The 19,664-nt window shown below is 72.3% G+C and carries 20 protein-coding genes and 1 pseudogene; 9 read left to right on the forward strand and 12 right to left on the reverse strand.

The features are described from left to right. Window positions 1-44: 44 nt before the first annotated feature. The gene (locus tag ABD978_RS25410; protein ID WP_345359449.1) at window positions 45-911 is read right to left on the reverse strand and encodes a universal stress protein; all 867 of its coding nucleotides are present in this window, start codon (window positions 909-911) and stop codon (window positions 45-47) included. 231 nt (window positions 912-1,142) lie between these two features. Here ABD978_RS25410 and ABD978_RS25415 point away from each other — a divergent pair, with 231 nt between their 5' ends. Further along, window positions 1,143-2,471, forward strand: coding sequence for a glycosyl hydrolase family 65 domain-containing protein (locus ABD978_RS25415; protein ID WP_345359452.1), 1,329 nt, complete (start codon window positions 1,143-1,145; stop codon window positions 2,469-2,471). Here ABD978_RS25415 and ABD978_RS25420 read toward each other — a convergent pair. Beyond that, window positions 2,448-3,107 carry an AraC family transcriptional regulator gene (locus ABD978_RS25420; RefSeq protein ID WP_345359455.1) on the reverse strand — a complete coding sequence of 220 codons (660 nt, stop codon included), beginning with the start codon at window positions 3,105-3,107 and terminating at the stop codon, window positions 2,448-2,450. The two genes, ABD978_RS25415 and ABD978_RS25420, sit on opposite strands and share 24 nt — an antisense overlap. Window positions 3,108-3,171: 64 nt before the next feature. On the opposite strand from ABD978_RS25420, the gene ABD978_RS25425 reads away from it, so the two are divergent. Then, complete coding sequence (locus ABD978_RS25425; RefSeq protein ID WP_345359458.1) at window positions 3,172-3,651, forward strand: DUF4345 domain-containing protein; 480 nt, start codon at window positions 3,172-3,174, stop codon at window positions 3,649-3,651. A 220-nt stretch (window positions 3,652-3,871) separates the two neighbouring features. On the opposite strand, the gene ABD978_RS25430 is transcribed toward ABD978_RS25425, so the two are convergent. The 8 genes and pseudogenes from ABD978_RS25430 to ABD978_RS25465 form a co-directional block, all read right to left on the reverse strand. Next, window positions 3,872-5,167 carry a Ni/Fe hydrogenase subunit alpha gene (locus ABD978_RS25430; protein WP_345359461.1) on the reverse strand — a complete coding sequence of 432 codons (1,296 nt, stop codon included), beginning with the start codon at window positions 5,165-5,167 and terminating at the stop codon, window positions 3,872-3,874. After that, complete coding sequence (locus tag ABD978_RS25435) at window positions 5,151-5,912, reverse strand: NADH-quinone oxidoreductase subunit B family protein (RefSeq protein WP_345359464.1); 762 nt, start codon at window positions 5,910-5,912, stop codon at window positions 5,151-5,153. The genes ABD978_RS25430 and ABD978_RS25435 overlap by 17 nt, the downstream gene beginning before the upstream one ends. Then, complete coding sequence (locus ABD978_RS25440) at window positions 5,913-6,716, reverse strand: FAD/NAD(P)-binding protein (protein ID WP_345359467.1); 804 nt, start codon at window positions 6,714-6,716, stop codon at window positions 5,913-5,915. It lies immediately after the preceding gene. Next, entirely contained in the window at window positions 6,713-7,201 is a 489-nt protein-coding gene (locus tag ABD978_RS25445; protein ID WP_345359470.1) for a Crp/Fnr family transcriptional regulator, read from the reverse strand. The genes ABD978_RS25440 and ABD978_RS25445 overlap by 4 nt, the downstream gene beginning before the upstream one ends. After that, window positions 7,194-8,291, reverse strand: coding sequence for a 4Fe-4S dicluster domain-containing protein (locus ABD978_RS25450; RefSeq protein ID WP_345359472.1), 1,098 nt, complete (start codon window positions 8,289-8,291; stop codon window positions 7,194-7,196). Before ABD978_RS25450 ends, ABD978_RS25445 begins: the two co-directional genes overlap by 8 nt. A 190-nt stretch (window positions 8,292-8,481) precedes the next feature. Then, window positions 8,482-9,858 (reverse strand): acetate--CoA ligase family protein, encoded by a 1,377-nt coding sequence (locus tag ABD978_RS25455; protein WP_345359475.1) that lies wholly within the window; start codon window positions 9,856-9,858, stop codon window positions 8,482-8,484. A 46-nt stretch (window positions 9,859-9,904) separates the two neighbouring features. Beyond that, window positions 9,905-10,399, reverse strand: a pseudogene (locus ABD978_RS25460) (GNAT family N-acetyltransferase); the annotation flags it as partial. A gap of 85 nt (window positions 10,400-10,484) precedes the next feature. Beyond that, window positions 10,485-10,736, reverse strand: coding sequence for a universal stress protein (locus ABD978_RS25465; RefSeq protein ID WP_345359478.1), 252 nt, complete (start codon window positions 10,734-10,736; stop codon window positions 10,485-10,487). Between the two features lie 392 nt (window positions 10,737-11,128). Between ABD978_RS25465 and ABD978_RS25470 the strand changes: the two genes are divergently transcribed. The 4 genes from ABD978_RS25470 to ABD978_RS25485 all read left to right on the forward strand — a co-directional run bounded on the left by ABD978_RS25470 (window position 11,129) and on the right by ABD978_RS25485 (window position 14,739). Then, window positions 11,129-12,031 (forward strand): helix-turn-helix domain-containing protein, encoded by a 903-nt coding sequence (locus tag ABD978_RS25470; RefSeq protein ID WP_345359481.1) that lies wholly within the window; start codon window positions 11,129-11,131, stop codon window positions 12,029-12,031. Window positions 12,032-12,150: 119 nt separating this feature from the next. Continuing rightward, window positions 12,151-12,723 (forward strand): CGNR zinc finger domain-containing protein, encoded by a 573-nt coding sequence (locus tag ABD978_RS25475; protein ID WP_345359484.1) that lies wholly within the window; start codon window positions 12,151-12,153, stop codon window positions 12,721-12,723. Further along, window positions 12,720-13,175 (forward strand): phosphatase domain-containing protein, encoded by a 456-nt coding sequence (locus ABD978_RS25480; protein WP_345359487.1) that lies wholly within the window; start codon window positions 12,720-12,722, stop codon window positions 13,173-13,175. Before ABD978_RS25475 ends, ABD978_RS25480 begins: the two co-directional genes overlap by 4 nt. A gap of 103 nt (window positions 13,176-13,278) precedes the next feature. After that, entirely contained in the window at window positions 13,279-14,739 is a 1,461-nt protein-coding gene (locus tag ABD978_RS25485; protein ID WP_345359490.1) for an aldehyde dehydrogenase family protein, read from the forward strand. Here the strand turns inward: ABD978_RS25485 and ABD978_RS25490 are convergent. Further along, the gene (locus tag ABD978_RS25490) at window positions 14,727-15,407 is read right to left on the reverse strand and encodes an MmyB family transcriptional regulator (protein ID WP_345359496.1); all 681 of its coding nucleotides are present in this window, start codon (window positions 15,405-15,407) and stop codon (window positions 14,727-14,729) included. The genes ABD978_RS25485 and ABD978_RS25490 overlap by 13 nt on opposite strands. 147 nt (window positions 15,408-15,554) lie before the next feature. Here ABD978_RS25490 and ABD978_RS25495 point away from each other — a divergent pair, with 147 nt between their 5' ends. Then, a complete protein-coding gene (locus tag ABD978_RS25495; RefSeq protein WP_345359499.1) occupies window positions 15,555-15,962 on the forward strand; it encodes a (R)-mandelonitrile lyase in 408 nt (135 codons plus the stop codon). A gap of 419 nt (window positions 15,963-16,381) precedes the next feature. Here the strand turns inward: ABD978_RS25495 and ABD978_RS25500 are convergent, their stop codons facing one another. Further along, a complete protein-coding gene (locus ABD978_RS25500; RefSeq protein ID WP_345359502.1) occupies window positions 16,382-18,079 on the reverse strand; it encodes a hypothetical protein in 1,698 nt (565 codons plus the stop codon). 126 nt (window positions 18,080-18,205) lie between these two features. Between ABD978_RS25500 and ABD978_RS25505 the strand changes: the two genes are divergently transcribed. Together ABD978_RS25505 and ABD978_RS25510 are read left to right on the forward strand one after the other, a co-directional pair. Next, window positions 18,206-18,811 carry a TetR/AcrR family transcriptional regulator gene (locus ABD978_RS25505; RefSeq protein WP_345359505.1) on the forward strand — a complete coding sequence of 202 codons (606 nt, stop codon included), beginning with the start codon at window positions 18,206-18,208 and terminating at the stop codon, window positions 18,809-18,811. Between the two features lie 71 nt (window positions 18,812-18,882). Next, entirely contained in the window at window positions 18,883-19,659 is a 777-nt protein-coding gene (locus ABD978_RS25510; protein WP_345359508.1) for an amidohydrolase family protein, read from the forward strand. Window positions 19,660-19,664: the final 5 nt, after the last annotated feature.

The following is a 19,664-nucleotide window of genomic DNA, read 5'->3' on the forward strand; positions in this document are numbered from 1 at the left end:
TTTTGGTCACCCGGCGTCCGGTCCGGGCTGAGACGGCGGCGAGGTCAGCGGACGGGCGGCACGACGACCAGCGGGCAGTGCGCGCGGTGCAGCAAGGCGTGGCTGACCGATCCCAGCAGCAGACCGCTGAAACCTCCCCTTCCGCGGGTGCTGACGACGAGAAGGTCGGCGCGCGCGGAGGCACCGGCCAGGACCCGCGCCGGACGGCCGTGCTCGACGTCGAAGACGACCTCGACCTCGGGGAACTTGCCCTGCCAGGCGGCCAGCGACGTCTCCACCAGACGCAGCTCCTCTTCGGCCACGAGCCGGGGGTCGTAGACCAGCGGCTGCATGTCACCGGGCCCTCTCGAGGCGGGATGCGACCAGACGTGGAGAGCGCGCAGCCGCGCCTTACGGAGCGCGGCCTCCTCGAACGCGAACCCCACGGCCGGCTCGCTGACCGCCGATCCGTCCACTCCGACCACGACCTCCCGCCGTATCGCGGGTTCCAGGTCCCGCACGACCACGGTGGGGACTCTCGCGTGCGTGACGACCTGAAGCGTCGTCGAGCCCAGCAGCAGACCGGTCGCCGTGCCCAGGCCATGGCCGCCCAGCACGATCATCGCCGCGTCGCCCGCCTTGCTCAGGAGCACGCGGGCCACTTGACCGGGCGCGGTCTCCGTCTGGACCATGACGCCGGGGGCGCGTTCGCGAGCGGTGGAGACCGCTCGCGCGAGCAGGTCCCCGTCGCCGGCCAGCAGCCATTCCCGTACGGCTCCGAGCCGCGGGTCGATCGGGGTGTCGTACATCCACTCGGCCTCGGCGAGCACGATCCGCAGGGGCAGAGCTCGGCGGACCGCCTCATCGGCCGCCCATTCGACCGCTCGGAGGCTCTGGTCCGAGCCGTCGGTCCCGACGATGATCTCGCTCATGATCAGCCCCTTCGTCCCCCTGTCGCCCTGCCGGCGCGATCGAGCTCACGGCGAGCGGGTCGGCTCGGGATGAGCCCGGTCTCGCCTCCCATCGCATCCGCCGACGGTGCGGGCCGCCAGAGGTCGAAGGTCCCGCGGACGACGTCCGTGTGGCCTTGAGATCTCCCGCACGACGGGAGAGCGCGGAATTCACGATCTTCTTGCGCGGGAGGCCCGTGAGCCTGCGACGCCATGGTCGGCGTCCGTCCTCGCCGGCTCCGGCAGGGCCGGAAGTCCTGGATCGCCCACCTCCTGCAGACCCTCTCGCCGCACACCGTGGGCCTGGACACCGGCGTACCCGCCCGCGGTCTGCACGGTGAGGCCTACCGCGGGCACGTCTTCTGGGACGAGTTGTTCGTGCTGCCCTTCCTCGGCCTCCGGTTCCCGGACGTCGTCCGGGCGCTGCTGCTCTACCGCTGGAACCGGCTACCGGCGGCGCGCCGGGCGGCCCGCGACGTGGGGCACACCGGCGCGATGTATCCCTGGCAGAGCGGCAGCGACGGCCGCGAGGAGACGCCGCGGATGCACTTCAACCCGCGATCGGGCCGGTGGCTGCCGGACAACTCCCTGCTCCAGCGCCATGTCGGCCTGGCCGTCGCCTACAACACCTGGCAGTACTACGAGGCGACGGGCGACCTGGACTTCCTGTCCTCCCACGGCGCGCAGATGCTCCTGGAGATCGCCCGCTTCTGGGCCGATCTGGCGACTCTGGACGCGTCCACCGGCCGGTACGACATCCACGGGGTCATGGGCCCGGACGAGTACCACGACGCCTGTCCAGGCGCGGCCGCCCCCGGGTTGACGAACAACGCGTACACCAACGTCATGGCGGCCTGGACGCTGTGCCGCGCGCTCGACGCGCTGGCCCTTGTGCCCTCTGAGCGCCGGGTCGAACTCCTCGAGCGTCTGGACCTGCGTGCGGGGGAGATCGCGCGGTGGGAGGACGTGAGCAGGCGGCTGCGTGTGCCCTTCCACGCCGACGGCGTGATCAGCCAGTTCGAAGCCCTGCTGGCCCGGCTCGGTTACGCCTTCGATCGCGCGACCATCCCGAAAATCACCGAGTACTACCTCGCGCGCACCTCCCACGGCTCGACGCCGAGCGCCGTCGTGCACGCCTGCGTCCTAGCCCGCTCCGACCGGCCCGCGTCCTGGCGGTTCTTCCTCCAGGCACTGGACAGCGATCTGCACGACGTCCAGGGCGGCACCACCGGTGAGGGCGTCCACCTGGGCGCCATGGCCGGCACGCTCGACCTCGCGCAACGCTGCTACACCGGCCTCGAACCGCGCGGCGACGTCCTCCGCCTCAACCCCCACCTGCCCCCGGGCCTGCCCGGGCTGGCCATGGAACTCCGCTACCGCGGTCACTGGGGCATCCGGCTGCGCGCCGACCACGCCGGCGTCCGCGTCGGACTCCGCCGATCGTCGCAGCCACCGATCCGGATCGCCGGAGACCAGGAACAGCGCGGTTCCGGCCGGTGGTCGTCCGGCCGGAACCGCTCATCGAAGGTCCGCTGTGGGTAGGAGGCGGATCCTGACGCCGACGGCGAGTAGCCGGCTGGGCTGCAAGCCGAACATGGCGTGGAAGCTGTCGCTGAAGTGTGACGGGCTGGCGAACCCGGCCTCGACCGCGGCTGTGGTGAGATCCTGCCGCCCGGACAGGAGGGCACCCACGCGTAGCATGCGGGCCCACAATCTGTATCTGCGGAAACTGGTGCCGGCGTGCTCGCGGAACAGATGCAGGAATCTGGATGTCGACAGACCGGCTCGAGCCGCGAGTTCATCGGCCGACAGAACGGGGTTCGTCTGCTCACGCAGGTAGCGCGCTGCCATGCCGATGCGGGAGTCCATCGCACCGGGCTCCACCGCTCCCGCCAGATCCAGCCAGCGCAATGCCATGCCCGGTGAGTCGGAATCGGCCAGCTGCGCGCCCGCTCGGACGAGAAGTGGTTCCTGACGGTGGCCGTAGCGGAGCGCATGGTCACCGTCGGTCATCCGAAGACGGCACACCCGCTCCCGGGCCGAGGTGGCGTCCAGGTAACAGAACACCATGCGCCGACCGTGTGCGATCAGCTGATGCACGAACCGCGGTGCGATGAGCGCCGTACGCGCCGTGCGGCCGCCGTGCGTCGCCGTCCGTACCGTGAACGAGTCGTCCACTCCGACCGCCAGGCAGGCCACCGAGCCGGAGTGAGGTCCGAGCTCCAGTGACGGTCCGGCGTAGATGGCCTGTCCCGGCCCGAGCCACAACGTCGCGCAGCAGCTTTCTGGAAGCGCCGCAGCGGCTTGGAACGTCACCCTGGGCCTCTGGTTCGTGAGCGACTATGAGGAGCATGTGTTGACGACCGTGACCATCGTCATTGTGGGCATATTCTTCCTCGGCATGGGGGCATTGGCGCTCATCGCCCCCGCCGAGTTGGCCAGACCCTTTCGTATCACGATCGACTCGCCGGAGAGTCGCTCGGAGATCCGCGCGGTTTACGGCGGCTTCGGGGTCGCGATCGCGATCGTGCTGGGCCTGGCCGCGTTCGACGTCGTCGGCATCCGATCCGGCGCTGTGATCACCGTCGCCGCCGCACTCACCGGCATGGCGGCGGGCAGGCTCATATCCCGGCTGATCGACAGCGCGACAGCGTTTTATCCGATCTGGCTCTACTTCTGCGTCGAAACAGTCGCCGCCGGTCTATTGTTCAACGCCACGTGATCGGCAGACGGCTTGTCCTGGGCGTTTTCGCGGCCGCCGTCACACCGATCTGGTCCATGGCCGCCTTGGCCCGCCTCCCGGCTGCCGTTGAACCGCGCCAGGTGGTCGTACAGATCACCGCCGGGCCGCTCGCCGTGCGGTCGCGGGTCGAGTTCGCACGCTCGTCCGGGACGGGCTGTTGACCCGCGACGTCCAGCCCACCGCTCCGCCCAGCGTCAGTTCACGAGCGCACTATGTTCAGGTCGAGAAAGTGGGCGGCGCAGGAGATGCACGGGTCGTAGCTGCGAATCGCCCGCTCGCATTCGGCGGTGAGCGCGGTGTCGTCGAGGTCGAGGCGATCCTGCACCAGGCGGCGCAGGTCCTCCTCGATGGCCGCCTGGTTCTGCGAGGTGGGCGGGACGATCCGGGCCGAGGTCAGGGCACCGTCCGCGTCGATGTCGTAGCGGTGGAACAGCACCCCGCGGGGAGCCTCGGTCGCGCCGTGACCGCGGCCCGCCCGCGGCCACAGCGGGACGTACGGCTGTGGCGGGGGCCGGTAGGCGGCGATGATCCGCAGCGCCTCCTCGACGGCATGGACGATCTCGACGGCGCGGACGACGATGCTCTGGGCCGGGTTGCGGCACTGCCCGGCGAGCCCGGCGGCGTGCGCGGCCTCTCGTGCCAGCGGCGAGAGCAGGTCGCGGTTCAGCGCGAATCGCGCCAGCGGCCCGGTGAGGTACCGGCCGCCGTGCGCGAGCCGGGCTTGCAGCGCGGTGGAGTGCGGAACCTGTTCCTCGATCACCTGGTCCTCGAAGTCGGCGACCTCGAAGGCGGCCCCCGTGGTCGTCCGGGGCGTGCCGCGTTCCAGCGGATAGTCCTCGCCGGTGAGTGCGAGGAACTCATGGTCGATCGACAGGTCGGGGAACGCGAAGCCGGCCACCCAGCGGACGGTGTCGAGCGCGTCCTGGAGCGCCCGCCGGAGCTGCGGCACGAGCCGGGACAGCTCGGCGGGGACCGGAACCCGGTGGAACCCGCCGATCCGTACGTTGATCGGGTGGATGGCCCGGCCGCCGAGCAGCTCAATGATCGCGTTGCCGGCCTTCTTCAGCGCGAGGCCGCGTTCGACCAGCGGCCGATGGTCGCGGGCCATCTCGAGGGCGCTGGAGCAGCCGAGGAAGTCCGGGGCGTGCAGCAGGTAGATGTGCAGGGCGTGGCTCTCGATCCACTCTCCGCAGTAGAGCAGGCGGCGCAGGTCGTTCAGGGGCCCCTCGACCGCGACGCCGCACGCGTCCTCCACGGCCCGGCACGCGCTGAGCTGGTAGGCGACGGGGCAGATCCCGCAGATCCGGGAGGTGATGTCCGGCGGTTCGGTGTACGCGCGGCCACGCAGGAGGGCCTCGAAGAAACGCGGTGGCTCGTAGATGTTCAACCGGATCTCCTCGACCCGGTCGCCGGCGATCCGGACGTACATCGCGCCCTCGCCCTCCACCCGCGCCAGGGCGCCGACGCTCAGGAGCCGCTCACGCCGGTGGGTCATCCGGGATCTCCTTGAACGCGGTGACGTTGAAGGTCGAGAAGACGCGATCCATCTCGGGGCGCGTCATGCCGAGGTCGCCGAGCCAGGTCTTGAGCGAGCCGGTGTTGGGCCGTGCGGAGGGGCCGAAGCAGCCGTAGCAGCCGCGTCCGTAGGCGGGGCAGATCGCTCCGCAGCCGGCGTGCGTGACCGGTCCGAGGCAGGGGGTGCCGTGGGCGACCATGACGCACACGGTGCCGCGCATCTTGCACTCGAAGCAGACCGGATGGTTGGGGATGCCGGGCTTGCGGCCGGCCAGGAAGGCGGAGAGCACTTCGAGGAGCTGCCGCCGGTCGATCGGGCAGCCCCGCAGCTCGAAGTCGACCGGCACATGGGCCGAGATCGGTGTGGAGTCGGCGAGCGTGGCGACGTACTCGGGTGTGGCGTAGACCGCGGAGAGGAACTCCTCGGCGTCGGCGAAGTTGCGGAGGGCCTGGATGCCGCCGGCGGTGGCGCAGGCGCCGATCGTGACCAGCCTCCGGGAGATCCTCCTCACGTGCTGGATCCTCTCGGCGTCGGCCGGGGTCGAGATCGAGCCTTCGACCAGCGACACGTCGTACGGGCCGTCCGTCACGGCGCTGGATGCCTCGAGGAAGTGCGCGATCTCGACCTCGCTCGCCAGCGTCAGCAGCTCGTCCTCGCAGTCGAGAAGGGTGAGCTGGCAGCCGTCACAGGAGGCGAACTTCCAAACGGCGAGCTTCGGGGCCATCTACCGCTCCTTCACCGCGAGCTCCGGCGCGGCGTCCCGGTAGGCCACGACCGGGCCGTCGCGGCAGATCAGCCAGGGGCCGAGCTGGCAGTGGCCGCACCATCCGACGCCGCAGCGCATGTTGCGTTCCAGGGAGATCCGCACGTCGGTCATCCCGCTCTCACAGAGCGCCTGCCCGGTCAGGCGCATCATGATCTCCGGGCCGCAGATGAAGGCCGTGGCGTTCGCCGGGTCGGCGTCGACCAGGTCCAACAGCGTGGTGATCAGCCCGACGTTCCCGTGCCAGCCGTCGTCAGCGTGGTCGACCGTCACCTCCACGCGTGCGCCTCGGTCGCGCCACCGGTCGAGTTCCGCCTGGTACAGCAGGTCGGCCGGCGTACGGGCGCCGATGAGGAGCGTGATGGCGCCGTAGAATTCGCGGCGTTCCAGCGCGTACAGCAGAGCGGGGCGCAGTGGCGCGAGCCCGATCCCGCCGCCGGCGAAGACGAGGTCCCGGCCGATCACGTCCTCGACGCCCCACCCGACGCCGTACGGCCCGCGGACGCCGACCATCCGGCCCGGTTCGCTGGTGGCCAGGGCGCGGCTGACCGCGCCGACGTCGCGGACCGTCTGCTCGATGACCGTGCCGGTACGGCTGACGGAGATGGGCGCCTCCCCGATGCCGAACGCGTACATCATCGTGAACTGGCCGGGCCGTACGGGCGGGATCGGCTCGCCGCACGGCCGCAGGACGAGCGTCGCCGTGTCGTGGGTCTCCTCGCGGCGTTCCGTCACCCGGTACCGGACCGGGGTCATGGCCGTCATTCGTGCCGTCCCCACGGCGCGCCGTACAGGTCGAGCAGCCGCATGCGGGTGTTCTGCAGCCGGTCGAGCATGACGGCGGCGAACCGGCGGGTCAGCTCGTATCCCAGTGCCGGATCCTCGGCGCACATCGTGCGTACCGCCCGGGCGTCCAGGGCGATCGCCCGGACCGGCTCGGCGGCGAGCGCTCCGAACCGCCAGGCGTACGGAGGGAAGAGCCATGACCAGCCGAGCACGGTGCCCCGCCCGAGCGTCTCGACGATCACGGTGCCGAGGCCCGGGATGTGCAGGTCGAGGGAGACCCGGCCGGCCTGGATCAGCCAGAACCGGTCCGCGCGCTGCCCTTCCTCGAACAGGCGGTGTCCGGCGGGGACCTCCACGTACCGCGCCACCGCCGCCAGCCTGTCGATCTGGCGTTCCGGCATTCCCCGGACGAAGGAGTGGCCGGTCAGCGCCGAGCTCGGCAGTGCGGTCGTCCGTTCACCCATGGTTCTCCTCCCGGAGTGCGGCCACCTCTTCGGTCAGGTCGATGCCGACCGGGCACCAGACGATGCACCGCCCGCAGCCGACGCATCCCGAAGAGCCGAACTGGTCGTGCCAGGTACCGAGCTTGTGGGTGAGCCACTGCCGGTAGCGGCTCTTGGTCGACGTGCGCACGCTGCCGCCCTGCAGGTGGGAGAAGTCGAGGTCGAAGCAGGAGTCCCACCGCTGCCACCGCTCGGCGTGGTCCCCGGTCAGGTCGGTGACGTCCTCGACGGTCGTGCAGAAACAGGTCGGACAGACCATGGTGCAGTTGCCGCAGGTCAGGCAGCGGGAGGCGACGTCGTCCCAGCGGGCGGCGTCCAGAGTGCCGGCCATCAGGTCCCGCAGGCCCTCGGCGGGCATCTCCCGGCCCATCCGGCCGGCCGCCGCGTCCACCTCCGCCCGCGCCCGCGTCTCGGTCACGAAGTCCGCCTCGCGGTGCTCGATCCGCGCCAGCAGGTTGGCCCCCGCGTCGGTGCCGACGTCGACGAGGAACCGCCCCTCCTCCGCGAACTCGGTCAACGCCAGGTCGTAACCGGAGTCGGCGCCCGGCCCGGTGCCCATCGAGACGCAGAAGCACGTCTCCCCCGGCTCGGTGCAGTTGACGACGATGATGAACACCCCGTCCCGGCGCGCCGCGTAGGCGTCATCGGCGTGCCGGCCGCCGGCGAGGACCCGGTCGAGAATCCCGATGGCCCGCAGATCGCATGGCCTTACCCCCAGGAAGGCATAGCGCGGCGGCTCTTCCCGGGCCTCGTCGATCTCGAAGCCGTCGTCGGTACGCCGCGCCTCCCACAGCTTGCGACGCGGCGGGTGCAGGAACGGCTTCCACGACTGCGGCCCCGCCGAGTGTGCGAACGCGGCCGAGTCCGCCCGGCGCCGGATCCGGTAACCGCCCGGTTCCAGCGCGACCCCCCAGCCGTAGGGGAGATCGTCGGCCGAGGTCAGCTCGGCCAGGACGATCGCCCGGTCGCGGACCGTCGGACCGATCACCGTGTAACCCGAGTCGACCAGCGCGGCGTGCAGTCCCGCCACGCCGTCAAGGATCCACGCCATGGACACGCCTCCTCGCCGAACGCTCCCCTCTCTTCAGCCTCGCCACGTCGTCCTCCGGCGGGGAGGGCCCAAAGTCCCCTCTCCCCGGGGTCACTCGGTCCTCCCACGTCCCTCGGCCGGGCCGGGGGCGCCGGGTCCGGCCGTGCGTATGATCCGCCGCCGGTTCCGGGCGGACAGCCTGGGCTCAGGCTCAGCGCAGCCGGCGAAGGTAGGGGTCCCACCGTCGGCACGGCACGACGCGGACCCGCGCGTCGACGGCCACGACGCCCTCGGGCCGGGCGATCACCGGGTTCAGGTCGATCTCGGCGACGTCCGGATGATCGTCGGCGAGCCGGGCGAGGCGCAGCAGGACGTCCTCCAGCGCCGGAGTGTCCACCGCCGGCGCCCCACGGTGGCCGAACAGCAGGGGCGCGCCGCGCACCGAGCGGACCAGCTCGGCGGCGTCCACGTCGGTGAGCGGGGTGAGCCGGGCGGAGCGGTCGCCCAGCACCTCCGTGGCCACTCCGCCCAGGCCGAAGACGACCAACGGCCCGAAGACCGGCTCCTGCGTGATCCCGCAGAGAGTCTCGACCCCGCCGGGTGCCATCCGCTGCACCAGCACCGCCCTGAGCCGATCGCCGAACCGGGCGGCCAGGTCCTCGTAGGCGCGCCGGACGTCGGCCGCGCCTCGCAGGTCCAGCCGGACGGCGCCGGCGTCGCTCTTGTGGACGATCCCCGGTACGTCGGCCTTCAGCGCGACGTGATCGCCGAGTTCGGCCGCGGCGCGTACGGCGTCGTCGGCGCAGGTCGCCGGCCGCCATTCCGCCAGGGGCAGCCCGTAGGCCTCCAGGAGCTCCATCGTGTCGGCGAGCGGGAGCCAGCCGCCCTCGGGAACCTCCTCGATGAGGCGACGGGTGATCCGGGTGACCGTGTTCTCCCGTACATCGGGGAGGCGCGGTTCGTTCCCGGCCGGACGTTCGAGCCATCGGCCGTGGGAGCGGGCGCGGGCGAGGGCGCGGGCTGCGTCCTCGGGGAAGGCGTAGGAGGGGACACGGCGTCCATCGGGCCCGTACCGGACGCGCACGGATTCGGGCTGGCCGAGGACGATCGCCGCGAGCGGCTTGGCGGCTCCCCCGGCCACCACGGCGGAGGCCAGGTCGGAGACGGCCGTCGGGACGACCAGGGCGACGACGGCGTCCACACCGTCGTCGGCGGCGACCAGGTCCAGGCAGCGGGTGAACCGTTCGGGGTCGATCGCCGCGGTGGTGTCGACCGGGCCGGCGCAGGCGGCTCCGCGCGGCAGCAGCCGCGTCAGCTCCCGGACGGTCTCCTCGCCCAGTGCCGCGGCCGTCAGGCCGGTGTCCGCGCAGGCGTCCGCGGCCAGCACGCCCGCACCGCCGGCGTTCGAGACGATGGCGACGCGGTCCCCGGCCGGTATCGGCTGGTGGGCGAGCAGCGCGGCGGTGTCGAGGAGTTCGCCGAGGCCGTGCGTCGCGATGATCCCGGCCTGCCGGAACAGCGCCTCCTTCGACGGCGGCGAGATACCGCGCGTCCGCCGCCAACGGCATCCGCACGTCGACCACGCCACCGGCGAGATCGTGCCGTACGGCCAGTCCCGCGGTGGCGAACACGCGCAGCATCTCGACGTTCTGCGCCAGAGTGTCGGCCCGGAACTCACGGATCCCCCGGGAGCGGGCCAGCGAGACCAGGTGCTCCAGCAGCAGGGTGCCGACCCCGCGGCGGTGCATCCTGTCCGCCACGGCCAGCGCGATCTCCGCGACGCCGGGCTCATCCGTCGGCTCGTAGTTCGCGACGCCGACGAGTTCGGCGCCGAGCCAGGCGCCCAGAACGGCATGGGCCGGTCCGGGTATCCGGCACAGCCGTACGGACTCCTCTTCGGTGATCCGCGGGCCGAGACCGAAGAAGCGGAGATAGAGGTTGTCCGGCGACATGCCACGGTGCAGGTCGCGGACGGCGTCGAGGTCATCCAGGCGGATCTCGCGGACTTGGATCGCCGTGCCGTCGGTGAGCAACACGAACGTCGGCTCCGTCGACGCGCGCTCCGGTACGGCCGCCTCTCCGCTCACGGAGCCACCGCCCACCACGCCTGTCCACACTCGTTCGGCCATGTTCCAAGCCTCGACCGGCCGAACCGTCCCGTCAGCGGGCCGAGGTCACCGAGGCGTAGGACCTTCGGCCCGGTCCGGAGCCTTGTCAGCCTCGGGGGCGTGACGGTACGACGACGACCGGGCAATCGGCGTGGTGAACGCATTGGCTGCTCACCGAACCGAGGAGCAGCCGAGCGAACCCACCGTGCCCCCGCGATCCGACGACCAGCAGGTCGGTGCCCGCGGAGGCGTTCAGGAGCTCCTCGGCGGGAACGCCGGTGATCGCCCGTACCTTGATCGACACCTCATGCCCCGCCGCGGCCTTGTCCGCCGCCGCACGCGTGGCGAGGCAGCCCATCGGGGTGCCCCCACGCCACCGCTTCGAAACGAGTCCAGACGACCGAACCGCCGGTGCCCAGGGGCCTTCGGGCAGGGTTACCGGGACCGACGCCCCTGGTGAGGTCCCTGTCCGTCACGACAGCCGGAGGCGACCACGGTCGACACTTCCGGGCCTATCGAAGACTCCACCGAGCAGGCGCTGAGGGCCGTCCGGCCGCACGGTCCGGACCACGCCTGGCAAGGCCGCCCGCGCATGTCCCCCGTTTGACCGCGGTCGGCCTCAGGTGCCGGACATGCGTCCCGACAGGATGGTGAACCGGGCCGGGCCGCGGAACGTCTCAGGTACTGACCGGCAAGGGTGAGGCTTCCCCGGCGGGCCGGGGCGAGCCGGGGCGGGACGAAGGGACCCTCATGGGGGCGTGGTCACCGCTGCCGGACACCCTCGAACCTGAGGTACGGCACCTGACGGTGCGGCTGCGTGCTCTCAAGGACGAGACCGGGCTGAGCCTGGCCGCCTTGGCGCGCAAGACCTCCTGCAGCAAGTCCGCGTGGAGCCGTTACCTGAGCGGCCAGGTCCTGCCGCCCCGGGACGTCGTCGCCGCACTCGGCGCACTCGCCGGGGCCGACGAGGCACCGTTGATGGCGCTCTGGGAACTGGCCGAGGCCGCCCGCAGCCGCCGTGACGCCACCACGCCGCCGGCCGTCCCGGCCCGCGAGGGGCAGCGGACCGGGCCGGACCAGGATGACCGCCCCGCCCTGGCCGAGGCGAACCCGGACGACCGCCCCGCCTTGGCCGGGCCATCGCCGAGCGGGCCCGAGCGGCCACGGTGGGACAAGCGAGCCCTCGCCGTGGCCGCGGGCGCGACCGTGCTCGCGGTCGGCGGGCTGACCGCGGCGTTACCACTCACCTCGTCGACCTCACCACGCGCCGGACGCATCGCCCCGCCCGGACCTCCGACGCCCACTGCGACCTCCCGCTGCCACCGCCACGACTGCACCGCCGCCGCACTGGGCTGTGACCGGGACGCGGTGACGACCGCGGCCCTCCGGATCGGCTACGCCGACCTTGAGATCCGCTACAGCGCGGCGTGTAAGGCGGCCTGGGCGCAGCTGACCGGCAGCCACCGCTACGACCGCCTGGAGTTCACCGGCGAACCCCACACGCGCACGGTCAAAACGAGGGTCCGCGTCGGCATCGGCGCCGTCACCCCTGTCGTGGCCGTAACCGGCCCGAGTACCGGCATCGCCTGCGTCCGGCTCTCCATCGGCACGCGGCGATGCACCCATCCTCCCGCCGGCAGCGGATCCGGCTGACCGCTGCGCGGCGCGGTTCCTGGACGGCGTCGTGACCGTCTCCGGAAACGAGCGGTGGTCGTGCCGGCCAACCGGGCGTAAGGGTTGTAGCTTTGCTATACCTATTACGAGGAGGTGCCGTGCAGATCCCCGTCGATGACTACGCGTGGGGCGTGGCGGTCGCGAACGACCTGGTCGCCACCTCACCCACCGTGCGGGCCGGCGGTGACGCGCTGCCCGACCCGATCGCGTTGGCGGACTTCCTCGCCGAACACCGACTGCGGAGAGACGACCCGCCCACCGACGAGGACGTCCGGCAGGTGCACCTCCTGCGGCGCGAGGTACGGGGGATCATCGAGGCCGAGACCGCCGGACAGGCCGTCGCCGGCGCGACCGTGCTGATCCGGCGCGCCGGACTGCCCCCGACCCTGGAATGGGCGGACGAGGAGCGGTGGGAGTGGCGGGTCCCCACCGCGCGGGGAGCCTGCCTCGCGGACGAACTGGCGGCGCTCGTCGCCGTCGGCGTTCTGGGGGTCGTGCGAACGCTGGGGCACGAACGTTTTCGGCCCTGCGCGGCCCCCGGCTGCCGAGGGGTCTTCGCCGACATCAGCCGCGCCGGACGCCGCCGCTACTGCAGGCCCGGCCTGTGCGGTAACCGCGTCAACGTCGCCAACCACCGCGCACGCCAACGCGAATGGAGCCCGATCCGATGAACACGTCGCCGCTGCCCGGGAGCGTCCGCCTGCCCGACGGCACCTACATCCGCGGCCGTGGCCTGCGCCATCCACCACCCGAAGGCCCCACGCCCGGCCTCGGCCTCTACCTCGGGTCCGGTCGGCTTCGCCGCCGCCACCAGGCCGCGTTGCCCTGGCCCCACACCTGGATCGACTGGCCCGACTTCCTCCTGCCCCGCGACCCCCACGAGGCCATCCGGCAGATCCACCACCTGCACGAACGGGCAAGGGCCGGCGCGGCGGCCGAGGTCGCGTGCGGCGGCGGCGTCGGCCGCACCGGAACGGTCATCGCCTGCCTGGCCATCCTGTCCGGAGTGGCCCCCACCGACGCGATCACCTGGACCCGCGAACACCACCACCCCAAAGCCGTGGAAACGCCCTGGCAACGCCGCTGGGTGTTTCGTTTCCCACGGGTCGTCCCTAACGACTGAGGACGCTCTTCCCGCCAGATCGCCGCTGCCGAGCGGGCGAACGCCTGGACACCGGAATACTCTTGCGTATCCTCTGGGCCTCCGCCCCTCGACAAGGAATCCCATGACCATCGCGCGTGATCTGTTCATCGGCGGTAAGGACGTGCCCGCCCGGTCCGGCCGCACCACCCGGGACGTCGCCCCCTATACCGGCGAGGTGTACGCCATCGTGGCCGCGGCGGGGGTCGAGGATGTCACCCTGGCCGTGGACGCGGCCGACTCCGCGTTCGAGGACTGGGCCGCCGTGCGTCCGTTCGCCCGGCGGGCGATCTTCCTCAAGGCCGCCGACCTGCTCGAAGAGCGCGGCGACCAGGCCGCCGAGCTGATGGCCGGCGAGGTCGGCGGCACCCGGCCGTGGGCGTACTTCAACGTGGCACTCGCCGCCGACATGCTGCGCGAGGCCGCCGCCGCGATCACGGCGCCGCGCGGCGAGGTGCTCTCGGCCCAGGAGGACGGCGCCCTCGGACTCGCGGTCCGTGAGCCGGTCGGGGTGGTCGCCGCGTTCTCGCCCTGGAACGCCCCCCTGATCCTCGGCGCCCGCGCGGTCGCCGCCGCGCTCGCCGCCGGTAACACCGTGGTCTTGAAGCCCAGCGAGAACGCCCCGCTGGCCTGCGGTCTGTTCATCGCGGACGTGCTGCGTGACGCCGGGCTGCCCGACGGCGCCCTCAACGTGATCACCAACGACCCCGCCGACGGGGCCGGCATCGCCGAGGCGCTGATCGCCGACCCGCGCGTCCGCGCGGTGAACTTCACCGGCTCCACCGGTGTCGGCCGGATCATCGGCACCCATGCCGCGCGGCATCTGAAGCCGGCGGTGCTCGAACTCGGCGGCAAGAACGCCGTCATCGTCCTGGACGACGCCGATGTTGACTACGCGGTCGACGCCGCCGCCTTCGCCGTCTTCATGAACGCCGGACAGATCTGCATGTCCGGTGACCGGGTCCTGGTGCATGAGTCGCTGGCCGAGGAGTTCACGCGAAAGTTCGTCGCCAAGGTCGCCGCGTTGCCGTCCGGCAGCCCGATGGAGCCGGCCACGGTGATCGGCCCGCTGATCGGTCCGGAGGCCGCGCAGCGCGTCGCCGCGCTGGTCCGGGACGCGGTGGACAAGGGCGCCACCGTGCTGGCCGGAGGCGGTGAGCCGGATGGCGCCGTCCATCCGGCGACGGTGCTGACCGATGTCCCCGAGAACGCCGATCTCCACTACACCGAGGTGTTCGGGCCGGTCTGCGTCCTGCGACGATTCTCGACCGATGACGAGGCCGTCACGCTGGCCAACGACACCGACAACGGCCTGTCCGCCGGGATCATCACCGAGAACGGCAGCCACGGGTTGCGCGTGGCCCGCCGCGTCAAGACCGGCATCGTCCACGTCAACGACCAGTCCGTCGCCGACGAACCGCAGGCGCCGTTCGGCGGTTTCAAGGCCTCCGGCTACGGTCGCTTCGGTGGCCTCTGGGGCATCGAGGCCTTCTCCAACACCCGCTGGGTCACCCTCGCCACCCAGCACGCGCACTACCCGTTCTGAGGTCGGCCGTCCGAGGTCGGGGCGTGGTCCTGGTGGTGGGCCGGCTCGGTCCGGCCGGAGGTGGCGGCCCAACTGGCGAGGAGGCTGAACGCGTCGTGGGCGGGGGTTCCCGGTTCGGCGCTGAAGGCGGTGAGGGTCAGGCCGGGGTCGGCGGGCAGGGGCATGGCCTCGAAGGGGAGGGTGAGGTCCCCGACGACGGGGTTGACCGGCCGGACCGGGTCGTCGAAGACCGGTGCGTACAGGGCGCGGCCGAGCCGGTTGGACGCGACGATGTCCAGGCGTCCATTGCGCACGTACGCGGCCGCGTCGGTCATCGAGTCCAGGAGCCGCTGGACGCCGGGCCGGACCTGCTGCCGGGTGGGGCGGCGGCGGGTGCGGGGGGTGGCGTTGGCCGTACGGGCCAGGTCGAACAGGTGGGCGTGCTCGGCCTCGTCCAGCTGGAGGGTGCGGGCGAGGGCCTCCAGGACGCTCTCGGAGACCCCGCCGAGGTTGCCCCGCTCCAGGCGGGCGTAGTACTCGGCGCTGACCCCGGCGAGCATGGCGACCTCCTCGCGGCGCAGACCGGGGACGCGCCGGTTGTCGCCGTAGACGGGCAGGCCGGCCTGCTCGGGTGTGATCTTGGCTCGCCGCGAGGCCAGGAACTCGCGGACCTCACTGCGGTTGTCCATGTCTTCCGAGGTTAGGCCGGTTCCGTAAGTCCTGGGGTGTTCTGTCAGTACACGGAACCGCAGGAACTCCCCCACTGTCGCCGCGAGCGGTTCCTGGCTGGTGGGCCCGCGTGGCCCGCGTGGCGGTACACCGACCGAGGAGACTCGATGGAGATCTTGAAGCAGCCCCCGACCGTGAAGCTGCCCGAGCAGTGGTTCACCGGCGACGCCTGGGCGGACGTGCTCTACCGGGGCGAAGAGCCCTCTCGCACGCGGGCGAACATGGTCCGCTTCGCACCCGGCGCCCGTACCGCCTGGCACTCCCACGGACTGGGCCAGACCCTCTACATCGTGGAGGGCGTCGCCCTGATCCAGTCCCGCGGCGGCGAGATCATTCAGGCTCACCCCGGGGACGTGGTCTGGACGCCGCCGGGCGAGGAGCACTGGCACGGCGCCGCGCCCGACCAGTTCATGATCCACCTGGCGCTGTGGGAGACCGACGACGTCGACTGGCTGGAGCACGTCACCGACGCCGAGTACGCCGGACCCCGCGTCAGCACCCGTTCCCGTCCCTGACCGGCCCACGGCCGCCCGGCGGAAGCCGGCGACGAAGTCCCGCAGCCCGAGCGGCCGTCCGTCCGTTCATCACCCCCTCGAAGAGACCACCGCTGATGTCAACCCCGCACACCGCCTCCACCACCACTGTCGCAGGTGCCGCCCGGTCCGGTGCCCTCGCCGGCGCCGCCGTGCTCGGCTTCTTCGTCATCACCCTCGACGCCGTCATCGTCAACGTCGCCCTGCCGTCGATCCGGCACGACGTCGGCGGCGGCATCACCGGGCTGCAGTGGGTCGTCGACGGGTACACCCTGATGTTCGCCGCGCTGCTGCTGTCCGCCGGCTCCCTGACCGACCGTGTCGGCGCGCGCCGGGCCTTCGGACCAGCCTGCTCATCGCCGCCGCGGCCGCCCTGGCCGCCACGGCCGCGAGCCGGCTGCTCAGACCCGCGGGGAATCCCGGGACGCGGCGCGGGTGAGCGCGGTCGCGGTGCGCCCGGAACGAACATCCGGAATGGCCACGCGCGCGGGGACGCGCACCGGCGCGGTTCCCATGGTGACCCGCAGCCCGGCGGCGGCGCCCCAGAGCAGAGCGAGCAGAGCGGCCAGGTAGGTCGCGGTGATGGCACCCGGCCCACTCGTACGCCGAGGGCCGGCGAAGGCCAGGAGGACGCCGAGCGCGGATCCGGCCTGAGCCAGCCGCACACCACGCTCGCTGACCGGCCGGGCCGCCGCGACCGCCCGCAGGACGTACCAGACGTCCCCCGTTCGGGCGCGGCAGATCAGGTCCCCCGACCAGCACGTCGAGCTGCCGGGAGCCGGTACGGCGACCCCGACGTCGGCGGCGGCGAGCGCGGCGCAGTCGGCCTCGGAGACGACCAGCACCGTGTGCCCCTCCTCCTGCAGCCGCCGTACGTGCGCCGTCAGGCCGGTGCCCACGCCGAGCATCTCGTCGGCGAGGGGGTGGAGGTCGGCGGCCTCCGACCGGTCGGTGAGGAACACCTTGGCGCCGGTGGCACGCGCCGCGTCCAGCACGGCGCCGGCGATCGGGGCCGGCAGGTGGCCGCTGCGGAGGACGGCCGAGTCGATGACGATCGCCGAAACCCGGTCGAGCCGCCGGTACGCTCCCGCGTCGAGCGGCAGGATCCCCCGTCCGGCGAGTCTCCAGGCGGTCACGGCGGCGAAGCCCTCCCGCCCGTACGTCGCCGCCTTCGGCACCATGACGAGGATCGTGTCGCCAGCGCGGCCGGGCTGCCTGGTCAACGCCAGAGTCGCCGCGGTCGCGCCGAGAGCCGCGGACTCGACCACACGGCACCACTTCTCGACGGGCCCGCCCGGCCGTGGTCGCGGCCGCGGCGGGCGGTCCGGAGCCTCGGAGGGCACGCACGCACTGCCGGAGCAGAGCTCGGGCTCGCGTCGTCGCCAGACCTGGCGGCGGGACCAGGTCTCGCCGAGCAGCAGGGAACGGTAGAGCGCGTCGACCGCGGGCGGGAGGATGCCGGCCGACATCCCGTGGACGACGGCGTTCGCCAGCGCCAGCACCAGCTCCGTCTCGATGGGCCCGATCCGGTGGTCGATCCTCCGGCGGACGCCGGGCGACAGATCGGGAAGAGCCAGCGGCAGCCGGATCCAGCGCGGAACGGGCGGCAGAGCGAACACCTTCTCCGCGACGGCGGCGAGCACCGCGACACAGTCGACCGCGAGTTCGGTGGTCGCGACGGCGATCGGCGCGCCATCGCCGGGGTGCGCGGGCCGCGTCCAGGAGAAGCCCTCCTCGCTGGTCCCCCGGTCGTCTTCCACCTTCCGGATCGTGGCCAGCAGCCGGTCGACGCCGACCCGGCGTTCGTCATAGGCCACCAGCATCTGACCGGTGACCGCGTTGATCTCCGCCCAGCGCACGCCCCGCAAGTGACGTACCGCCGCCGTGGCGTGACCGGCCAGGTCGCGTGCCGCGCGGCCGTCACCGTCGATTCCGCGTACGTCGATGTACGCGTGACCGTGTTCGGCCCATACCTGCCGCCGCTGTCTGCGCGGATGGAGATCGAGCAGGGCGCGGCCCACCCCCAGGGCGTTCCGCGGCACGCCGGTGACCAGCCCGAACCCCCGCCGCGCGAACGGCGACAGCACCGATACCTCCATGACCAGCGCCTACCCGAACCTCGTCACGGCATGCCGTCCCCTCCGGGTACGGCCAGGTGAGCGGTGCCGACGGCCGTCGCGCGGCCGATGCTTGCCGGGTACTTACTGACCTGTCAGTATGCAACGGTGGATCGGTTGAGCCCGGGCGGCCGGCGGCTGCTCGACGTCGCGGCGGAGGTCTTCTACGCGGAGGGGATCCGGGCGACCGGCGTGGACACGCTGGTGGAGCGGGCCGGTGTCTCCAAGCCCACGCTCTACGCCCAGTTCGGTTCCAAGGAGAACCTCGTGGCCGCGGTGCTCGATCAGCGCCGGCGGCAGCGTCAGGAGGCCCTGGCCTCGTTCCTGGCCGAGAGCGACGCCCAGGGCGCCGAGCGAATCCTGGCCGTGTTCGACTGGCTCGCCCGAGGACACGGACGCGAGGGGTTCCGGGGGTGCCCGTTCACGAACGCCGCCGTGGAGCTGCCCGACCCCGGCCACCCCGCCCGCGCGGTGATCGCCGGGTACAAGGACTGGCTGCGCGACACGCTCACCGCCCTGGCCCGGCAGGCGGGTCTGCGCGAACCGGAGGAGCTGGGGTTCGCCCTGCTGATGCTGATCGACGGGGCCAACGCGCGGGTCGTGGTGGCCGACGACCGTACGGCCATGCGCCGGGCCAGGTCGGCCGCCGCCCGGCTCGTGGGGCAGACCGAGGAACCCGACATCGATCCTGCGACCACTCGGAGGACCATGTGAAATCGACCCCGCGGCCCGGGCTGACCGCGACGCTCGACTACCGCGTCCCGCAGACCCGGACGTGATCCGGCATGACCACGCGTTCCCCGAACCCCGGCGGCGGCCGTCCGGTGTTCGACGCGCATCTGCACATCATCGACCCCCGTTTCCCACTCATCGAGAACAACGGCTACCTGCCGCCCGCCTTCACGGTGGAGGACTACCGTCGGCGGACGAGTGCGCTGGGGGTGACCGGTGGGGCGGTGGTCTCCGGTTCCTTTCAGGGGTTCGACCAGGATTACCTGGTCGAGGCCCTCCGGCGGCTGGGCGAGGGGTTCGTCGGGGTCACCCAGTTGCCCGTCTCGGTGACCGACGAGGAGATCGCGCGGCTGAACGCGGAGGGCGTACGGGCCGTGCGGTTCAACGTACGCCGCGGCGGTTCGGAGACCCTCGACCATCTGGAGACCCTGGCCCGCCGCGTCAACGAGGTCGCCGGCTGGCACACCGAGCTCTACATCGACGCCCGCGACCTGCCCGACCTGACGCCCGTCCTGCGCACGCTGCCGGCGGTGAGCGTCGACCACCTGGGCCTCACCGAGGACGGGCTGCCGCACCTGCTCTCCCTGGTCGACGGCGGCGCCCGCGTCAAGGCGACCGGCTTCGGCCGCGTCGACCTCGAGGTGACCAAGGCGGTTCAGGCCGTGGTCGCCGCGAACCCCCGGTCCCTCATGTTCGGCACGGACCTGCCCTCCACCCGCGCCCGTCGCCCGTTCCACGAGGACGACGTCCGGCTGCTCACCGACGCGGTCGGGCCCGAGCACGCCCAGGCGGTCCTGCACGACAACGCCGCCGCGTTCTACCGAGTCTGAACGCC

It is taken from the genome of Actinoallomurus liliacearum (assembly GCF_039542035.1).
Taxonomy (GTDB): Bacteria; Actinomycetota; Actinomycetes; order Streptosporangiales; family Streptosporangiaceae; genus Actinoallomurus; species Actinoallomurus liliacearum.